This window comes from Streptomyces sp. NPDC039430, from assembly GCF_055639435.1.
This window is the reverse complement of sequence record NZ_JBVKAK010000001.1, coordinates 928,770-946,196: the sequence shown is the minus strand read 5'-3', so window position 1 is coordinate 946,196 and position 17,427 is coordinate 928,770. Positions and strand designations below refer to the sequence as shown.

The 17,427-nt window shown below is 71.6% G+C and carries 16 protein-coding genes and 1 tRNA gene; 7 read left to right on the top strand and 10 right to left on the bottom strand.

The annotated features are described in order from the left end of the window. Positions 1-10 precede the first annotated feature (10 nt). Complete coding sequence (locus tag ACZ7LS_RS04020; protein ID WP_385132556.1) at positions 11-1,792, top strand: SPFH domain-containing protein; 1,782 nt, start codon at positions 11-13, stop codon at positions 1,790-1,792. A gap of 155 nt (positions 1,793-1,947) precedes the next feature. Continuing rightward, entirely contained in the window at positions 1,948-2,535 is a 588-nt protein-coding gene (locus tag ACZ7LS_RS04015) for a lytic polysaccharide monooxygenase auxiliary activity family 9 protein (protein ID WP_382521319.1), read from the top strand. 244 nt (positions 2,536-2,779) lie between these two features. Here ACZ7LS_RS04015 and ACZ7LS_RS04010 read toward each other — a convergent pair whose 3' ends face one another. Beyond that, positions 2,780-5,284, bottom strand: a complete 2,505-nt coding sequence (locus ACZ7LS_RS04010; RefSeq protein WP_385132560.1) for an FtsX-like permease family protein — start codon at positions 5,282-5,284, stop codon at positions 2,780-2,782. After that, the gene (locus ACZ7LS_RS04005) at positions 5,278-6,111 is read right to left on the bottom strand and encodes an ABC transporter ATP-binding protein (RefSeq protein ID WP_382872334.1); all 834 of its coding nucleotides are present in this window, start codon (positions 6,109-6,111) and stop codon (positions 5,278-5,280) included. The genes ACZ7LS_RS04010 and ACZ7LS_RS04005 overlap by 7 nt, the downstream gene beginning before the upstream one ends. A 132-nt stretch (positions 6,112-6,243) precedes the next feature. Between ACZ7LS_RS04005 and ACZ7LS_RS04000 the strand changes: the two genes are divergently transcribed. Together ACZ7LS_RS04000 and ACZ7LS_RS03995 are read left to right on the top strand one after the other, a co-directional pair. Continuing rightward, entirely contained in the window at positions 6,244-7,530 is a 1,287-nt protein-coding gene (locus tag ACZ7LS_RS04000; protein WP_385132563.1) for a sensor histidine kinase, read from the top strand. Positions 7,531-7,802: 272 nt separating this feature from the next. Next, positions 7,803-8,291: a phospholipase gene (locus ACZ7LS_RS03995; protein WP_382521330.1), complete on the top strand. Its 489-nt coding sequence runs from the start codon at positions 7,803-7,805 to the stop codon at positions 8,289-8,291. 54 nt (positions 8,292-8,345) lie between these two features. On the opposite strand, the gene ACZ7LS_RS03990 is transcribed toward ACZ7LS_RS03995, so the two are convergent. The 6 genes from ACZ7LS_RS03990 to ehuB form a co-directional block, all read right to left on the bottom strand. After that, positions 8,346-8,419: transfer RNA gene (locus tag ACZ7LS_RS03990), tRNA-Lys, on the bottom strand. Between the two features lie 92 nt (positions 8,420-8,511). Then, entirely contained in the window at positions 8,512-9,270 is a 759-nt protein-coding gene (locus ACZ7LS_RS03985; protein ID WP_385132566.1) for an IclR family transcriptional regulator, read from the bottom strand. 166 nt (positions 9,271-9,436) lie between these two features. After that, positions 9,437-10,204: an ectoine/hydroxyectoine ABC transporter ATP-binding protein EhuA gene (gene ehuA / locus ACZ7LS_RS03980; protein ID WP_469449193.1), complete on the bottom strand. Its 768-nt coding sequence runs from the start codon at positions 10,202-10,204 to the stop codon at positions 9,437-9,439. 16 nt (positions 10,205-10,220) lie between these two features. Then, positions 10,221-10,874: an ectoine/hydroxyectoine ABC transporter permease subunit EhuD gene (ehuD, locus tag ACZ7LS_RS03975; RefSeq protein WP_382521336.1), complete on the bottom strand. Its 654-nt coding sequence runs from the start codon at positions 10,872-10,874 to the stop codon at positions 10,221-10,223. Further along, entirely contained in the window at positions 10,871-11,545 is a 675-nt protein-coding gene (ehuC, locus tag ACZ7LS_RS03970) for an ectoine/hydroxyectoine ABC transporter permease subunit EhuC (protein WP_382521339.1), read from the bottom strand. The genes ehuD and ehuC overlap by 4 nt, the downstream gene beginning before the upstream one ends. Next, entirely contained in the window at positions 11,542-12,474 is a 933-nt protein-coding gene (ehuB, locus tag ACZ7LS_RS03965) for an ectoine/hydroxyectoine ABC transporter substrate-binding protein EhuB (protein WP_385132574.1), read from the bottom strand. Before ehuB ends, ehuC begins: the two co-directional genes overlap by 4 nt. A gap of 119 nt (positions 12,475-12,593) precedes the next feature. On the opposite strand from ehuB, the gene ACZ7LS_RS03960 reads away from it, so the two are divergent. Beyond that, the gene (locus tag ACZ7LS_RS03960) at positions 12,594-13,091 is read left to right on the top strand and encodes a DUF3830 family protein (RefSeq protein WP_382521344.1); all 498 of its coding nucleotides are present in this window, start codon (positions 12,594-12,596) and stop codon (positions 13,089-13,091) included. Here the strand turns inward: ACZ7LS_RS03960 and ACZ7LS_RS03955 are convergent. Continuing rightward, on the bottom strand, positions 13,072-14,538 hold the full coding sequence (locus tag ACZ7LS_RS03955; RefSeq protein ID WP_385132577.1) for an amidase: 1,467 nt from the start codon (positions 14,536-14,538) through the stop codon (positions 13,072-13,074). The genes ACZ7LS_RS03960 and ACZ7LS_RS03955 overlap by 20 nt on opposite strands. Further along, complete coding sequence (locus tag ACZ7LS_RS03950; protein ID WP_382521350.1) at positions 14,531-15,481, bottom strand: D-2-hydroxyacid dehydrogenase; 951 nt, start codon at positions 15,479-15,481, stop codon at positions 14,531-14,533. The genes ACZ7LS_RS03955 and ACZ7LS_RS03950 overlap by 8 nt, the downstream gene beginning before the upstream one ends. Before the next feature lie 224 nt (positions 15,482-15,705). On the opposite strand from ACZ7LS_RS03950, the gene ACZ7LS_RS03945 reads away from it, so the two are divergent. Beyond that, entirely contained in the window at positions 15,706-16,608 is a 903-nt protein-coding gene (locus ACZ7LS_RS03945; RefSeq protein WP_382666276.1) for a maleate cis-trans isomerase family protein, read from the top strand. Next, positions 16,605-17,339 carry a maleate cis-trans isomerase family protein gene (locus ACZ7LS_RS03940; RefSeq protein WP_382666274.1) on the top strand — a complete coding sequence of 245 codons (735 nt, stop codon included), beginning with the start codon at positions 16,605-16,607 and terminating at the stop codon, positions 17,337-17,339. The genes ACZ7LS_RS03945 and ACZ7LS_RS03940 overlap by 4 nt, the downstream gene beginning before the upstream one ends. Positions 17,340-17,427: the final 88 nt, after the last annotated feature.

Sequence of the window (17,427 nt, the reverse complement as noted above, 5' to 3'; positions counted from 1 at the left end):
GGAGGCAAGGATGACGACCACGCGGCGGCCGAATGGCGACGAGGACGACCTGAGGGGCGTGTTCACGGTACGGCGCACACCGCCCCCGGTGGAGCCGAGCCCCGAGCCCGAGCCCCAGGGCGCGAGCGGGAGCGAGAAGGGGGACGGGGACGGGGACGGGAGTCAGAGCCGGCCCGATCACGGACCCGGACTCGAACCCGAGTCCCGGTCCGAGTCCCGGTCCGAGTCCCGGTCCGAGTCCCGGTCCGAGCGCCGGTCCGAGCGCCGGTTCGATTCCGAGCCCGAGCGGGTGCCGGACCGGCCCCCCGAGCCGACGGTCGGTCCGGCTGACGACGACACGGCGGAACTTGTACCGGAGGGCGCGACGCGCGGGGAAGGGCCGGCTCCCGACGACGGTGGAAGCGGCGGCGGATGTGATCGGGACCGCTGCCCGGAGCCGGTGCTCTTCGGGAAGGACGCTCCCGCCCACCACGACGGTCCCGGCCCCGACGATCCCGCCCCCGCCCCCGGCGATTCCGCTCGTACCGGTCCCGCCCCCGCCGGCCCCCTCGGCGATGACACGGACGCCGACCGTCCGGTCCTCGCCGCCTTCGGTGCTCAGGCGCCCGGCGCGGGGGCCGCTCCGTTCGTACGCACCGCGGGTGTTCCCCGGTGGAGCCCGCTCATCGTGGGCGAGAGCACCCAGGAGATCCCCGTCCATCTGCTCTTCCGCGACGAGGCCGACGCGCTCGAAACCGCCGGACACCCGGCCGGGCGTCCCGCCGGACAGCCCGTCAGGCCCACCGTCGTCGGGCGCCGATGGGGGACGGGGGAGCAGCCCCGGGTCCGCCGGGTGCCGGGGCCCGCGCCCATGCCGGTCGCGCCGAAGCGCGCCGCGCCGCCCGTGGACCCCAAGCTCGCCGAGCGGCCGGGTCCTGCGCTGCCCGGCTGGGCCGCCGCCCTCGTCGGCTGCGTGGCGCTCGTCGGCTGCGCGGCGGTGGTGTGGTCGACCGGAGCCGTACCGGACGGGGCGTCCAGGGTGCTCGGGCTGCCCCGGCGCCCGTACCACGGCATCGGGCTCGGTCAGTGGGTCCTGCTCGCGCTGGGGGTGACGGTCACGCTCTTCGCCTTCGGCGGCCTCGGCCGGGGCCGGGTCGGCCAGGCGTGGGTGCTGACGCTCTTCGGTGACTACCGGGGCAGCGTGCGCCGTACGGGGCTGCTGTGGGTGAGCCCGCTGCTGCTCCGCCGCGGGGTGGACGTACGGCTGCGGCACTGGCGCAGCGAGCCGATGCCCGCGGTCGACTCGAACGGCACCGCGCTGCGGGTCGTCGTGCTGGTGGTCTGGCGGGTGCGGGACACCGTACGCGCGGCGCTCGGCGTCAAGGACCACGAGGCGTATCTGCGCGAGCAGGTGGAGGCGGCGATGGCGCGGGTCCTCTCGCAGCTGCCGGCCGACGCGTTCCACGACGAGGCGCCGACGCTGCGCGACGCGGAGACCGTCGGTGACTCGCTGACCAGAATGCTGTCGGCGGAGTGCCGGCCGGTCGGCGTCGAGGTCTTCTCGGCGCAGCCGACCCGTATCGAGTACGCGCCGGAGATCGCGACGGCGATGCAGCGCAGCCGGATCGCGGCGATCGACGCCAGGCACCGGGACTCCGTGCTGACCTCGGTGGTGGACGCGGTGGACGACACCGTGAACCGGCTGACCTCGCGGGGACTGGTGGAGCTGGACGACTACGAGCGCAAGGCGTTGGTCAAGGACCTCACCGTCGCGTTCTACACGGGTCGTCAGGGAGCGGCGGAGAAATGGTGACCGTTCGGCGCTGATTGGTCTGGACCTTGTTCGTACTTGTTATGGACACGGTCAAGTTCTGTCCATACCCTAGGACTTGGTCTAGACCGCATAACTGCTCACCTGCACGCGCGCAGCACGGCTCACCGAACTCCCCACGTTCTCTGGAGCGAAGCATGCGAAAGAAGATTGGCGCGGCCGTGGTCGGCCTCGCGGTCGCGGGCGTATCCCTGCTCGCCACCGGCAGTGCCAGCAGCCACGGCTACACCGACTCACCGATCAGCCGTCAGAAGCTCTGTGCCAACGGCACCGTGAGCAACTGCGGCAACATCCAGTGGGAGCCGCAGAGCGTCGAGGGGCCCAAGGGCTTCCCGGCCGGCGGTCCCGCCGACGGCAAGATCTGCTCCGGCGGTCTCGGCCAGTTCGCGCAGCTCGACGACCCGCGCGGCGGTGCCTGGCCCACCACCAAGGTATCGAGCGGCCAGAGCTACAACTTCCGCTGGCAGTTCACCGCCCGGCACGCCACGACCGACTTCAAGTACTACATCACCAAGAACGGATGGAACTCGAACGCCCCCGTCACCCGGGCGGCTCTCGACTCGCAGCCGTTCCTGACGGTGCCGTACAACAACCAGCAGCCGCCCGCGACGCTCTCGCACTCGGGCACGCTGCCGTCGAAGTCGGGCCGGCACCTGATCGTGGCCGTCTGGACCATCGCTGACACGGGGAACGCGTTCTACGCCTGCTCCGACGTCCAGTTCTGAGGCAGGTCTCCACAGTAGGAACCTCGGGGGGCGTGGTTCTTCCCGGTCCGCCGCCGTGCGGTCCGCGCTCCCCGAGGCGAGTGGCTCCCCGTGGCGAGTGGCTCCCCGTATCGAGTGGCACACCCGAGCCGCGCAGCTTCCTGAGCCGCATAACTTTCTGAGCCGCACAGTTCCCCGGGCCGCCTGGTTTCCCGAGCCGCACAGCAGCCCGGGTCGCACAGCTTCCCCGCCGCCGCGGCCCGTGTCACTCTCGCGTGCCCGCGAACTCCACCGGCCGCGAACGCAGGGACAGCGCGGCCGGGACCACCGCCGAGACCGTGGCGAGCAGCGCGCACGCGCCCGCCGCCGCACCGAGCGCGCCCCACGGCAGTACGAGCGGGGCCCCCGCGTGGAGGACGCCCAGCGCGCCCCACAACCCGGCCAGACCGACCCCGGCGACCAGCGTGCCGAGCACCGCTCCGACCGCCACGACCAGCAGCGCCTCCGCCGCGACGAGCCGTAGCACCTGGGGAGCCGTGGCGCCCGCCAGCCGGAGCGCGGCCAGCTCCCGCACCCGGTCGGAACCCGCCATGACCAGGGTGTTCGCCAGGGAGATCCCGGTGTAGAGCAGTGCGATGCCCAGGACGAGCAGGAACCCCGTCCGCGTTCTGCCATCGGTCTCCGGGTAACTGGCCGCCACCCACGCGTCCTTGGTGAACACCTGCCCGCCCGAGCGTCCGGCCGCCGCGCGCAGACCGGCCGCCACGGCGCTCGCGTCGGCTCCCTCCGCGAGGCGCACGTCGATCCGGTCGACGGGCGCGCCCGGCGCGTTGCGCGGCGTCACGTACACCCCGTTGCCGCCGGTCCCGACGCGCATCACGGCGGCGACGCGCAGCGAGGTCCGCGTGCCGTCCGCCCGCCAGATGTCCACGGACTCGCCGACCGTATGCCGCTCCCACTCCTCGGTGACGATGATCGAGCGGTCGTCGAGACCGGTCACCCGGCCCGCGGCGAGCGGCAGCCGGACCGTCGCGGCAAGCGCCGCCGGATCGGCCGCGCGGGCGTCGGACCGGATGAGCGCGACACCGTCCTCCAGTACGTGGACGGCGCTCGCGGCGGTGGGGGAGACCATGGCGCCGGGGACCCGCCGTACGCGCTCCACCGTCGCGGCGTCGAAGCCCGTTCCGACCGCGTCCCGCCCGGTCGCGGCCTCCCCTCCCGGCCCGGAGATCACGAAATCCGCCGTGGTCCGCTGCCGGATCTCGCCGGCCTTCGCCCCGTCGATCGTCGCCGTGGCCCCGAGCAGGGAGCCCGTCAGCGCGACCGTCACCAGCACGGGCGCGGCGACGGCCGCGGTGCGCCGGACCCCGGCCGCCGCGTTCTCCCGTACCAACAGGCCGGTCGCGCCCGGCAGCCGGGCGGGCAGCCAGGCGAGCAGCCGGGCGAGCGGAGGCACCAGGACCGGCGCGAGCAGCGCGCACGCGACGATCAGCGGCATCGGCCCGCTCGTGTACGACTTACGGCCCAGCAGCCCGCCCGGCTCGGTCAGCAGGGCGTACACCGGCAGCCCGATCCCCACCAGCAGCAGCCCGGCGCCGCAGAACCACCGGCCCCGGGTCATGGTCCCGGTGTCCACCGCCGCGTCACGCAGCGCCTCCACCGGCCCTGTCCGCCCGGCCCGCCGGGACGCCGCAACCGCGCCCGCGAGCGCCACCGACAGCCCGGTCCAGAAGGCCAGTTGGTACGGCCAGGTGTCCGTCCCGATGGCGAACCAGCGCGGTGCGAGCCCGTCGTCCACCAGCCACGCGGCCAGCAGCGGCGCTCCCCGCGCGCCCAGCGCGCAGCCCGCCGCCGAGGCCACCACGCCCACCGCCATCGCCTCCGCGAGGACCATGCGCCGGATCTGGCCCGGGGTGGCGCCCGCCGTGCGCAGCAGCCCGAACTCCCGGCGCCGCTGCGCCACCGCGAAGGCGAACGTCGACGCGACCACGAAGACCGAGACGAACCCGGTGACCCCCGCCGCCGTGCCGAGCATGGCGTTCACCGTGACCAGCGCCTCGCTGTCGCGCTCCGGATCGGCGTCCGCGTCCTTCCTGGCGGCCCCCGTGAGCACCCGTACGCCCGCCGCGTCCGTCGCGTCCGCCGAGCCGGCCACCTTCTCGCGTACCGCACGTGGATCGGCGTCCACCACCAGCTGATCCACGTCCGGGGAGAGCCGGGCCGCGCGGTCGTCGGTGTAGAACAGCGCCCGCTCGAAGCCGAGATCCCGGACCGTACCGACGATCGTCACCGTCCCCCGGTCGGTCCGCACCCGCCGCCCCGGCGCGGTCCAGTCGCCCGTGGCCACGGCCTCGTCCGCCGCCCTCGGCGCCCGGCCCGTGTCGAGGCGGTACGGCGCGAAGGCGGCCGTGGACCACGGGTGCCCCACCAGCCCGGCCGGGCCGCCGTCGGCCCGTACCGCGAACGTACGGTCCTCGACGGTACGGCCCAGCGCGGCCAACTCCCGTCCCAGGGACGGCGGTACGGGACGCGGACTGTCCAGCTTCGCGACCCGGTCGCCGATCCGGGTCGGTACGCGCAGGGTGTCGGCGCCCTTCACCACGACGGGCGCCTTCGCGAACCGCTCGGGGCGGCGCTCGGGCGCGTCCAGGGTCGCGGCCAGGGCGAGTCCCATGGTGGCGATCAGCCCGACCCCCAGGGAGAGCGCGATGAAACCGCCGACGAAGGTGGTCCAGCGGCTGCGCAGCGTACGCAGGGCGACGCTCAGCACGGCACGGCCTCCAGAGCGGTCATCCGGGCCGCGATCTCCTCGGCGGCCGGCGCCGGCAGTTCGCCGCCGACCCGTCCGTCGACCAGGAAGACGACGCGGTCGGCGTACGAGGCGGCGACCGGGTCATGGGTGACCATCACGATCGTGGAGCCCTCCCGGTCCACCAGGGAGCGCAGCATGGCCAGCACCTCACGGCCGGTCCGTGAGTCCAGCGCTCCGGTCGGCTCGTCGGCGAACAGCACCTCGGGGCGGGTGATCAGGGCGCGGGCGAGCGCGACCCGCTGCTGCTGGCCGCCCGACAGCTCGGTGGGCCGGTGCTTCGCGCGGTCGGCCAGACCGACCCGGTCCAGTACGTCCCGTACCCGCGCCCGTGAGGCCGCGCGGCCCGCGAGCCGCAGCGGCAGGGCCACATTCTGCTCGGCCGTCAGCGCGGGCAGCAGATTGAAGGACTGGAAGACGAAGCCGACGCGGTCGCGGCGCAGCAGGGTCAGCCCTCTCTCGGTCAGCTCCGTCAGTTCCGTCCCGCCGATGGACACCGACCCCGAGGTGGGCCGGTCGAGACCGGCCGCGCACTGGAGCAGGGTCGACTTCCCGGAACCGGAAGGGCCCATCACGGCGGTGAACGTGGCACGGGGGAAGACGAGGGAGACGTCGTCGAGGGCGGCGACGGCACCGTCCCCCGATCCATGGATCCTGCGTACGGAGCGCAGCTGAATCGCGTCATCGTGCGCGTCGCCGTCCGTGCGCTCGTCCGTGTGGTCCTGAGCGTGGTCCGGCTCGTCTCGATGCCGGGCGTCGTGCCGGGCGCGGAATGCGTTGTGGGTCATACGTCCAGTCCACCGGCGCGCGCCGCCCGGCACACCAGTGCGGGGCCTATTCCCGGGGTAGGGCAGGCCCTACCCCGGACACTCCGCCTGCGTGGATGGCCGGTCCTCCGGTTCGCCTTCTACCGTCCTCCCATGCGCTCCCGCTCCCGCACCGTGTGGCAGGCCCTGGCCCGGCCGGACTTCCCGCTCTCGCCCTGGCCGTGGCGCGCGGCGGCGTATCTGCTCAGCGGCGTACCGGCCGGGGCCGCCGTGCTGGTGGTGGCCCTGGCCGTCATCGCCGTCGGCGGGGCGCTCTCCCTCGTACTGGTCGGGCTGCCGCTCCTCGCGGTCTCGGCGCTCGGCGGGCTGCCCGTGGCCAGGTTCGAGCGGTTCAGGGCGCGGCTGATCGACGGGCGGCCCGCCGCCGATCCGCACCGGCGTCCCACGGAACCGGGGCTGTGGCCCTGGCTGCGGACCCGCTTCCAGGAGCGTGCCACCTGGCGGGAGCTGGGATACGCGGCGCTCTTCGCGCTGGTGCTCTGGCCGCTCGACGCGATCGCCGTCACGCTCTGTCTGCTGCTGCCGCTCGCGATGGTCGCCACACCGGTCCTGCTGGCCACCGTGGGGGAGGGCGAGGAGGTGAAGGTCGTCAAGGTGTGGACGGTCACCTCCTGGCCCATGGCGTGCGCGTTCGCCGTGCTCGGCCTGCTCTTCCTCGCGGTCTGCTGTTACGCGCTGGGCGTGCTGGCCGGCGCCCGCGCCGGACTGACCCGGATCCTGATCGCGCCCCGGGAGACCGCGCTGGGCCGGCGGGTCACCGAACTGAGCCGCTCCCGGGTGCGGTTGGTGGACGCCTTCGAGGCGGAGCGCCGCCGGATCGAACGGGATCTGCACGACGGCGCCCAGCAGCGGCTGGTCGCGCTGACCATGACGCTCGGCCTGGCCCGGCTCGACGCCCCGCCGGGGCCCGCCGCCGACCGTATCGAAGCGGCGCACCGGGAGGCCGGCGAGGCGCTGGCGGAGCTGCGCGAACTGATCCGGGGCATACACCCCAAGGTCCTCACCGACTACGGACTCGCGGCGGCCGTCGCGGATGTGGCGGACCGCTCGGCGCTGCCGGTGGACGTGGCGATCGAACGGATGCCGAGGTTCTCCGACGCGGTGGAGGCCACCGCGTACTTCGTGGTGTGCGAGGCGCTGGCGAACGCGGGCAGACACAGCGGGGCGAGCCGTGCCACCGTCTCCGGCCGGTACGGCGACGGGCGGCTGATGCTGGAGATAGCGGACGACGGCGACGGCGGTGCCCGCGCGGGCGGGGGAAGCGGGCTGACCGGACTGGCCGATCGCGTCTCCGTACTGGACGGCAGGCTCTCGCTGTCCAGCCCGGCCGGCGGCCCGACCGTCCTGCGGGTCGAGATCCCGTGCGCGCGAGGGAGTTGACGGGTAGGACCAGGCGCCCTCCGCCGCGCCGGCGGCCGGACACAGAACGGTCAACTGGGGACGGATGTGTCAACTGGACGCTGTCCGCCGGGAGTTCGCCGCACAAGGGGTTTGCCGACGCCGGGATTTGGGGGACCATTCCCGCGTCGGTCATCGCGCGTAGACCCATGCGACAGCCGCGCCGCTCACTCTATGGACGCTCCATGCCCACCCGGGCGTGGAACGTCTTCCCCCCCCATGTCCCCCCATGCCTCGCCCGGAGGATCACCGTCATGCGCAGACGCCTGGCACTTCCCCTCGCCTCAGCCGTACTCGCCCTCGCCGCCTCGCTGGTGACGGCGTCTCAGGCCGCCGCCGCCCCGGCCGACAAGCCGCAGGTCCTCAGCGGCTGGACCCAGGAATCCGCCGCCAGCTACAACTCCTGGGTCTCGGCCCGGGGGAACCAGGGCGCGTGGTCGGCCTACGGTTTCGACTGGTCCACGGACTACTGCTCGTCCTCGCCGGACAACCCCTTCGGCTTCCCGTTCCAGACCGCCTGTTCCCGCCATGACTTCGGATACCGCAACTACAAGGCGGCCGGTCAGTTCGCGGCGAACAAGGCCCGGCTCGACTCCGCGTTCTACGCGGACCTGAAGCGCGTCTGCTCGGGATACTCCGGCGCCACGAAGACGTCCTGTGACGGTCTGGCGTGGACGTACTACCAGGCGGTCAGCATCTTCGGCGTGAGCCCGATGGTGGACGGCTCGCGGTCCGTGGTCTGAGGATCGTGAACGAGGGAAGGCCCCCCGCTTCCGCAGGGGGCCTTCCTCTGTCTGTGCGCCGCCAGGGACTCGAACCCCGGACCCGCTGATTAAGAGTCAGCTGCTCTAACCAACTGAGCTAGCGGCGCCTGCTGACTCGAAAATAATACCCGGTGGTCCAGGGTGCTCAGGACCACGGCCATGATCACCGGCCGGGCAGCCGACCGGACAGGCGGAAAAGCTAGATCGTCAGCGAGAGGGCCAGCGGGGCCGCCCCGCGGTTCAGGGCCTCCGCCGCCACCCGCAGCCGGTGGACGTGCTCGACCGGGAGCGACAGCGCCAGGCAGCCCACCGTGGACCCCGCCGTCAGCGGGACGGCGGCGCAGACGGTCCCCAGCGCGTACTCCTGGAGATCGAGCACCGGCACCGTCGGCGCCTGGCTGTCCAGCCGGGAGAGCAGCAGCCGCTCGCTGGTGATCGTCCGGGAGGTGAACCGGGCGATCTTGTGGCGGTCCAGGTGGTCACGGCGGCCGTCCCTGTCCAGCTGGGTCAGCAGACACTTGCCGATCGCGCTGGCGTGGGCGGTGGCGCGGAAGTCCACGTACTCATTGACGGCGGGCGTCAGCGGGCCGTCGGCGACCTGTGTGACCTTGATCTCACCGTCGATATAGCGGCTGAGATAGACCGCCGCCCCGACCGAGTCGCGCAGCTCGTCCAGCGCGCTATGCAGCCTGTCCTCCAGGGCCTGCCGCCGGGCCGCGCCGGAGCCGAGCATCGCCAGTGACTCGCCGATCACATACGCGCCGTCCGTGACCTGCTCCACGTATCCCTCGCGCCGCAGCAAGGAGAGCAGAGGAGCCAGATGACCGGCCGGCAGTCCGCTCTCCCTGGCTATCCGGGCCTCGGTCACCCCGCCGCCGTAGTTGGACACGGCCTCCAGGACGCGCAGCACGTACCGCACCGAGTGGAACGGCGCGGTCGGCTCCGGCTTCAGCACCACGGTTCCCCCCAGCAGGTTGTGACCGCAAGCTCACTCACCACGATAGCCGTCAAGAGCCTTTGCCGGGGCGGCGGTTGCCCACACGGAGCGGACGGGCCGACGCCCTGGGCTGGGGCGCATCGCGCTGGCATATGCCAGCGGAATACTTGCCCGAGGGGATATGAGGTCAGAGCACCGCGCCCAGGAACTCGCGTGTACGTTCGTGCCCCGGCTCGGAGAAGATCCTCTCCGGCGGGCCCGATTCGATGACCTTGCCGGCATCGAACATCAGAACGTCGTCGGAGATGTCCCGGGCGAAGTTCATCTCGTGGGTCACGCAGAGCATCGTGATGTCCGTGGTGCGGGCGATGTCCCGGAGCACATCGAGTACGCCCGCGACCAGCTCGGGGTCGAGGGCCGAGGTGACCTCGTCGAGCAGCAGGATCTTCGGCCGCATCGCCAGCGCGCGGGCGATCGCCACCCGCTGCTGCTGGCCGCCCGAGAGCTGGGTCGGCTTCGCCGCGCAGCGGTCGCCGAGGCCGACCAGATCGAGCAGCTCGCGGCCGCGCTCCTCCGCCTCGTCCTTGCTCAGCCCCAGCACCTTCACCGGGGCCTCGGTGACATTGCGGAGCACGTTCATGTTGGGGAAGAGATTGAACTGCTGGAAGACCATGCCGATGTTCTTGCGCACGTCACGGACATGCTTGTTGTCGGCCGGGAAAAGTCTGTCGCCATTGATGGTGATGACGCCCTCGTCCGGTTTCACCAGGGTCATCAGCAGCCGCAGGATCGTTGTCTTCCCCGAGCCGGACGGGCCGATCAGCGTCACATGCTTTCCTGGCCGCACGGAGAAACAGAGATCGTCCAGCACGGTGTTCTTGCCGAACCGCTTGGTGACATTGTCGAAACGGATCAGCTCGCCCGCGGGACCGGTGGTGGCTGTCGGATCGGGGATTTCGGGGGTGGATATGTCAGCGGACAAGACGACGCTCCAGGGCTCGCATGAGAAGAGAAGCCGGGTAGGCGATGAGAATGAAGGCGACACCGACCACGGTCAGCGGTTCGGTGTACTGGAAGGTGGTCGCGCTCTCCAGCCGGGACTGCTGGAGCATTTCCAGCACACTGATTCCGGCGAGCAGCGGCGTGTCCTTCAGCATCGAGATGACGTAATTGCCCAGCGCGGGCACGATCCGCCGGATCGCCTGCGGCAGGATCACCACCATCCACGTACGGCCGGGCGGCAGACTGAGCGCGGTGGCCGCCTCCCACTGCCCGGCCGGCACCGCGTCGATACCGGCCCGGTACACCTGGGCGGTGTAGGTCGAATAGTGCAGGCCGATCGCGATCGTGCCGGTGGTCAGCCCGGAGAACTGCACGCCCCATTCGGGCAGGACGAAGAAGAAGAAAAACAGCTGCACGAGCAGCGGGGTGTTCCGGATGAACTCGGTGACGACATTGACCGGCCACCGGATGAAACGCGTCGGCGCCCGGAATCCGATCGCCCAGACCAGACCGAGCGTGAAGGAGAGCAGCGAGCCGAGCACCAGCACCTGAAGGGTGAGGAGCAGGCCGTCCCAGAAGCGTGGCATGAAGTCCGCGACGGCGGACCAGTCCCAATTGTTCATCGGGCACCTCCCGGTGTCGCGGTGATGCCGATTCCGGCCTTGGTCTTGCGCTCAAGCGCCCGCATTCCACGGGCGAGGACAAACGCGAGCACGAAATAGATCACCAGCGTCACCGAGTAGATCTGCGCGCTCTCCTGGGTGGCCAGCCGCACCAGATAGGCGGCGAACGACACATCGGCGACGCCGAGCAGGGAGACCAGCGCGGTGCCCTTCAGCAGCTCGATGAGGAGGTTGCTGAACGGCGGGATCATCTCCGGGACCGCCTGGGGCAGCAGGATCAGCCGCATGCGCTGCCAGGGAGAGAAGTTCAGGGCGATGCCGGCCTCGCGCTGGGCGGGCGCCACGGAGTTCAGGGCGCCGCGTACGACCTCGGCGCCGTACGCCCCGTACGACAGCCCCAGCGCCAGGACGGCGGCCCACATCGGGACCAGGGCCCAGCCGAACAGGCCCGGCATGACGAAGAACAGCCAGAACATCAGCACCAGCGCCGAGGTGCCCCGGAAGATCTCGGTGTAGAGGCCCGCGAGGAAGCGGACGAAACGCGAGCTGTGCGTACGGGCCGTACCGACGGTGAAGGCCACGACGGCGGCGAGCGCGGCGCTGTACAGGGTGAGCTGGACCGTGATCCAGATACCGGGCAGCACCCAATGGGTCCAGAGGCCGGCCGTCATGCGCACAGCTCCTCTGCGGTCAGGGTGGTCATCTCCGCTTCCGTGAAGCCGAACGGCTTGAGGATGCGGAACAGCTCGCCGCTCTTCTTCATCTTGTGGATCTCGACATTGAAGGCGTCCCGGAGACCGGTATCGGTGGGACGGAAGGCGAATCCGCCGCCGTCGATCTTCTTCTTGCCGTCCACGACCGGCGCGAACGGCTTCGTGGCCTCCGCCTTGGTGCTCTTCTTCACCACATCGCGGCCGGTGAGCGCGGTTCCGGCGAATACGTCGACCCGGCCGGACTCGACCGCGTTCAGCCCCGCGACGGGATCCTGGAGAATGACGAGTTCGTTCTCCGGGACCCCGGCGGATATCGCGTAGTCGATTTCCGCGTAGCCGGTGCCGGTGGCGATCTTCGCCTTGGTCCGCACCACGTCCTGATACGAGTGCAGCCCTTTGGGGTTGCCCTTGCGCACGATGAACGAGTCGAGCATCTGGTACTCGGGATCGGCGAAGATGACCTGCGCGCAGCGCTCCTTGTTGATGTACATCCCGGCCGAGACGACATCGAACTGCTGCGAGTTGAGGCCGGGTATCAGCGAGGAGAAATCGGTGGCAACGGGCTGCACCGCGCCGATGCCGAGCCGCTTGAAGATCACCTTCGCCAGCTCCACCGCCTCACCGGTGAATTCACCCTGGTCGTCGATGAATCCGTACGGTGCCTCGCCCGCGATACCGAGACGCACCGTGCGCTGCGATTTCAGGCGGGCGAGGGTGTCACCCGACGGAATCCTGCTGCAGCCGGCGGCGCCGAGTGCCCCCGCGGCGCCCAGCGCCGCCGCGCCCAGCAGAAGCGAGCGGCGGCCCAGAGACCGGCGCGCCGGTGACCGGCGGCCTATGGACCGTTTTGCGGTTCTTTCCCTGTCGTGCTCTGGTGGTGAAGCCATGGGCGCGCGGCTACCCGACTCCATACGGGTTATGCACATCATTTCGAGCCGATCTTGGGATCGTCCCGCGCCCGGCCGACCGCTCTTGACTCAGTGGATCAGATGAGGACCATGAGGACATGGCCGACCGATTTGTAACTGTGTCGCTCGACAAGCGCGGGGTGCACTGCACCGCGAAACTCCTGGACGACCGGGCTCCGGTCACCTGCGCGGCGGTGTGGGAGGCGCTGCCGCTGGGCTCGGACGTGTATCACGCGAAGTACGCGCGCAATGAGATCTACGCGCTCTTTCCGGCCTTCGCCGCCGAGGAACCACCGCTGGAGAATCCGACCGTGACCCCCATCCCCGGGGATCTGTGCTACTTCACCTTCTCCGACACGGAGCTGGGCACGTCGTCGTACGGCTACGACGAGAAGGCGGTGCGCGGCCGGCGTACCGTCGTGGACCTGGCCCTCTTCTACGAGCGCAACAATCTCCTGATCAACGGGGACATGGGCTGGATCCCCGGCATCGTCTGGGGGACGGTGGTGGACGGCCTCGACCGGATGGCCGAGGCCTGCCAGGACCTGTGGCGCGCGGGCGCCGTCGGCGAGACGCTCAGCTTCCGGCGGCAGTAGGCGCCGGAAGGCCGGGCGCCGCGCCCGACTCGTACAGCGCGTGCGCGGCGCGCAGCACCAGCGCGTCCGCGTGGCGCCCGGCGACCAGCTGCACACCGACCGGCAGCCCGTCCCCGTCCACCCCGCACGGCACGCTGGCGGCGGGCTGCTGCGTCAGATTGAACGGGTACGTGAACGGCGTCCAGGCCGTCCAGCGCCGCTGGCCCGAGCCACGCGGCGTCTCCCGGCCCGCCTCGAACGCGGTGATCGGCAGCGTCGGCGTGACCAGCAGGTCGTACGACTCGTGGAACCGGCCGAACCGCCGGCCCAGCTCCATCCGCGCGTCGACCGCGGCCAGATAGTCCAGCGCGCTGTAGCGCTCACCGGCCGCGACGATCTCCCGCAGCCCCGGATCGAGCAGCTCGCGCTGCTCCGCGCCGTACGGCTCCACCAGCCGGGCCGCGCCGCTGAACCACAGGGTGTGGAAGGCCTCCACCGGATCCGTGATGTCCGGATCGGCCTCCTCGATATACGCGCCCAGCTCGGCGAGCCGGCCCACCGCGCGCCGTACGGCCGAGGCCACCTCGGGGCGTACCGCGACCTGATTGCCGAAGGTCGGGGAGTACGCGATCCGCAGCCCCTTGACGCCGCTCCCGCCCGCCCGTCCCGCCGAGCCCGTCGCGCCGTCCGTCAGCGCGGCGGAGAGGCTCGGCGCCGGGGCGAGCTGTGACCAGTCCCGCCAGTCGGCGCCGCTGATCACGTCCATCAGCAGCGCGGCGTCCGCCGCGTCCCGGGTCATCGGCCCGGCGTGCGCGAGCGTGCCGAACGGGCTGGACGGATAGAGCGGCACCCGGCCGTACGTCGGCTTGAACCCGAAGATCCCGCAGAAGGACGCCGGGATACGGACCGATCCGCCGCCGTCCGTACCGATGGAGAGCGGGGCCGCGCCCAGCGCCACGGCCGCCGCGCTGCCGCCGCTGGACCCGCCCGACGTCCGGGACGGATCGTACGGATTGCGGGTGACCCCGCTCAGCGGTGAGTCGGTGACGCCCTTCCAGCCGAACTCCGGGGTGGTGGTCTTGCCGACGAGAACCGCGCCGTGCTCCCGCAGCCGCGCCACCGCCGGCGCGTCCTCGTCCCAGGCGCCCTCGGCCCGTACGGTCCGGGAGCCGCGGAGGGTGGGGCTGCCGCGCTGGAGGAAGATGTCCTTCACCGAGACCGGCACCCCGTCGAGCAGCCCCCGCGGCTCCCGCGCGCGCCAGCGGGCCGTGGACGCCTCCGCCTGCGCGAGCGCGGCGTCGGCCGCCACCCGCACGAAGGCGTTGACCAGCGGCTGCACCACCTCGATCCGGTCCAGTACGGCACGGGTCGCGTCGAGCGGCGAGAAGTCGCCCCTCTCGTAGCCGGCCAGCAGCTGCCGTGCGGTGAGGTCGGTGAGGCGGGTGGGGTCGCTCGTGTGATCAGTCATGCATGGGGACGTACCCACGTTTCTTGTCCACCACGTTCGGCAGAGGCTTTCCGGCGGCCCAAAGTTCATACAGATCCACGAACTGTTCGCCCAGCCGGTCGCGCCAGCCGACCGTGTCCCCGCTCATGTGCGGGGAGATGATCAGCCCGGGGACGTCCCAGAGCCTGCTGCCCGTGTCCAGCGGCTCCCGCGCGAAGACATCGAGCGCCGCGCCCGCGATCCACCGCTTGGACACCGCCGCGACGAGATCGTCCTCCACCACGAGCTGACCGCGGCCCACGTTGATGAACCGGGCGGAGGGCTGCATCAGACCGAAGAGCCGTGCGTCGAACATGCCGCGTGTGGCGTCCGTGAGCGGCGCCGCGGAGATCACCCAGTCGGCCCGGATCACCAGCCGGTCCAGCTCTTCGGCGGCGTGCACGCCGGGGCGCGCCGTACGGCCGGTGACGGCCACCGTCACGCCCAGCGCGCGCAGCGTCCCGGCCACGGCCCGGCCGATCGGGCCCGCGCCGATCACGACCGCCCGGCTGCCCGCGACCTGAAGGCCTTCGCGATGGCGCCAGCGGCGCTGGCGCTGAAGCTCCAGCGTCCCGGGGAGATCCTTCGCCATGGCGAGCACCAGCCCCGCCACATACTCGGCGATCGGCGCCTCGAAGATGCCCCGGGCATTGGTCACGACCGTGTCGGAGGCGATCAGCTCGGGGCAGAGCAGCCGGTCCACCCCGGCGCTCGCGGTGTGCACCCAGCCGGGCCGCGGCCCCTCGCCCGGCCAGGCGTTCCGTACCGCGTCGGAGGTGAAGTCCCAGACCAGCAGGGCGTCCGCGTGCGGGAGTTCGGCCGCGAGCCCGGCTTCGTCGACGGAGCGGATCCGTGCCTTCCCGGTGAGGCGGCCCAGCCGTGGCGGAGGCTCCGCTTCCAGGACGAGGAGGGTGGGTGCTGTCATGAGGAGCAGCCCTTCTGCCGGGGCCGGACCGGCGGCGGGTCCGCCGGGTGCCGGACGGGAATCCGCCGTCCACCAGGCGGGAGTCTGCCGATGATCGGGCCGGGCGGGGTTCCCTCGGGATTTCCCTCGGGAAAATTCCGTGCAACGTCTGAGATGGGCGGATTGACCACGCTCGCACTTGGCTCCTACCGTCGTCAAACAAGAGCCTGATAAGGGGGCACGACGTGGAAGTCTCCTTTCTGGGTGGTCCAGAGCCGCAGCGTGGTGTCGGCGTGGTCGCTCCCTTCGATTTCGCACTCGACCGTGAACTGTGGCGGTGGGTGCCCGACGATATTTCCCTGCGCGTGACACGTACGCCGTACGTGCCGGTCGAGGTCTCCCTCGACCTGGCGCGGCTGGTCAGCGAGCACGAGACCCTCGGCGAGGCGGTCAGAGCGCTCGGCGCCTCGGAACCCGAGGTCATCGCCTACGCCTGCACCTCCGGCAGTTTCGTCGGAGGCGCGGCAGGCGAGCGCGCCATGTGCGAGGCGATGAACCGCGCCGGTGAGGTGCCCTCGCTCACTACGTCCGGCGCCTTGGTCGAGGCGCTGGAGGAGCTGGGCGTCGGCCGTATCGCGCTGGTCACGCCCTATACGGAGTCCGTCACCCAGTCGCTGGAGGACTATCTGGGCGAGGTCGGGGTAACTGTGACGGGTCGCGCTTTTCTGGGACTGACCCGGCACATCTGGAAGGTGCCGTACCGCTCGGTCGTGGACATGGCGCGGCAGGCCGTCGTCGGGGCGGCCGACGCGCTCTTCATCAGCTGTACGAATCTGCCGACGTACGACGCGATTCCGCAGCTGGAGGCCGAGCTGAGGATGCCCGTCCTGTCCGCCAACCAGGTGACGATGTGGGCGGCACTGCGCAGGCTCGGGGCACACGCCGTCGGTCCGTACCAGGCGCTGCTGCTCGATCGGCCGTCGGCGCGTTCGGTGCCGGCGATGCCGCTGGTGGAGCCGCTGCCGCCGGTCGCGCCCGTCTCGCCCGCGGCACCGATCGGGCCGGTCGGCCCGGTCGGGGTAGCCCCGCCGGGGCAGGCCGCCCTGCCGGCGGAGCCGCTGCCGGAAGATACGGAAGGATGGACATGACCACCGTCGGACTCCTCTACCCCGGACATTCGGCCGAGGACGACTACCCCCGCATCGAAATGATGTTCGGTAGTGACATCAGGCTGCCCGTGGTCCACACCGATATCGGCGAAGACGCCCACCGCGTCGACGCGCTGCTCCGGATGGGGGCGGACGAACGGCTCGCCGCGGGGGTGGAGGAACTGCGCCTCGCCGGTGCCGAGTCCGTGGTCTGGGCGTGCACCAGCGGAAGCTTCGTCTACGGCTGGGAGGGCGCCCATGAGCAGACACGCGCCCTGGCCGCCGCCGCGGGACTGCCGGCGTCGAGCACCTCGTTCGCCTTCGCCCACGCCGTACGCGCGCTGGGCGCCCGGCGGGTCGCCGTGGCCGCCACATACCCGGCGGACGTCACCGCGTACTTCGCCGCCTTCCTCAAGGCGGCCGGGATCGATGTCGTCTCCGACCGGGCCAGCGGCATCATCACCGCGGCCGAGGTCGGCACCTGGGAGCGGGAGCAGGTCCTCGAACTGGCCCGCGCGGGCGACCATCCGGACGCGGAGGTCGTCCTGCTCCCGGACACGGCCCTGCACACGATCGCGTATCTGCCGGAGCTGGAGGAGATCCTCGGCAAACCGGTCCTCACCGCGAACCAGGTGACGGTCTGGGAGGGGCTGCGGCTCGCGGGGCGCAGGGCCTGGGGGCGCCGGCTGGGGAAGCTGTTCGAAGGCCGGGAGTTCGAGGCCCGGGGCTGACGGCGCGGGCGCGGGTGCCGCCGACGTGGGCGAGGCGGCCACGGTGACGCGCGCGGGAATAATCCGGGGGCCGGTCCGGGAATAAGCG

Excerpts from the sequence above, each read along its gene's own strand:
- ACZ7LS_RS03960 (WP_382521344.1), top strand. The coding sequence starts at position 12,594 with ATGGCCGACCGATTTGTAACTGTGTCGCTCGACAAGCGCGGGGTGCAC.
- ehuD (WP_382521336.1), bottom strand. The coding sequence starts at position 10,874 with ATGAACAATTGGGACTGGTCCGCCGTCGCGGACTTCATGCCACGCTTC.
- ACZ7LS_RS04000 (WP_385132563.1), top strand. The coding sequence starts at position 6,244 with ATGCGCTCCCGCTCCCGCACCGTGTGGCAGGCCCTGGCCCGGCCGGAC.
- ACZ7LS_RS03955 (WP_385132577.1), bottom strand. The coding sequence starts at position 14,538 with ATGACTGATCACACGAGCGACCCCACCCGCCTCACCGACCTCACCGCA.
- ACZ7LS_RS04015 (WP_382521319.1), top strand. The coding sequence starts at position 1,948 with ATGCGAAAGAAGATTGGCGCGGCCGTGGTCGGCCTCGCGGTCGCGGGC.
- ACZ7LS_RS03950 (WP_382521350.1), bottom strand. The coding sequence starts at position 15,481 with ATGACAGCACCCACCCTCCTCGTCCTGGAAGCGGAGCCTCCGCCACGG.
- ehuC (WP_382521339.1), bottom strand. The coding sequence starts at position 11,545 with ATGACGGCCGGCCTCTGGACCCATTGGGTGCTGCCCGGTATCTGGATC.
- ACZ7LS_RS04020 (WP_385132556.1), top strand. The coding sequence starts at position 11 with ATGACGACCACGCGGCGGCCGAATGGCGACGAGGACGACCTGAGGGGC.
- ACZ7LS_RS03995 (WP_382521330.1), top strand. The coding sequence starts at position 7,803 with ATGCGCAGACGCCTGGCACTTCCCCTCGCCTCAGCCGTACTCGCCCTC.
- ehuB (WP_385132574.1), bottom strand. The coding sequence starts at position 12,474 with ATGGCTTCACCACCAGAGCACGACAGGGAAAGAACCGCAAAACGGTCC.
- ACZ7LS_RS04005 (WP_382872334.1), bottom strand. The coding sequence starts at position 6,111 with ATGACCCACAACGCATTCCGCGCCCGGCACGACGCCCGGCATCGAGAC.
- ACZ7LS_RS03940 (WP_382666274.1), top strand. The coding sequence starts at position 16,605 with ATGACCACCGTCGGACTCCTCTACCCCGGACATTCGGCCGAGGACGAC.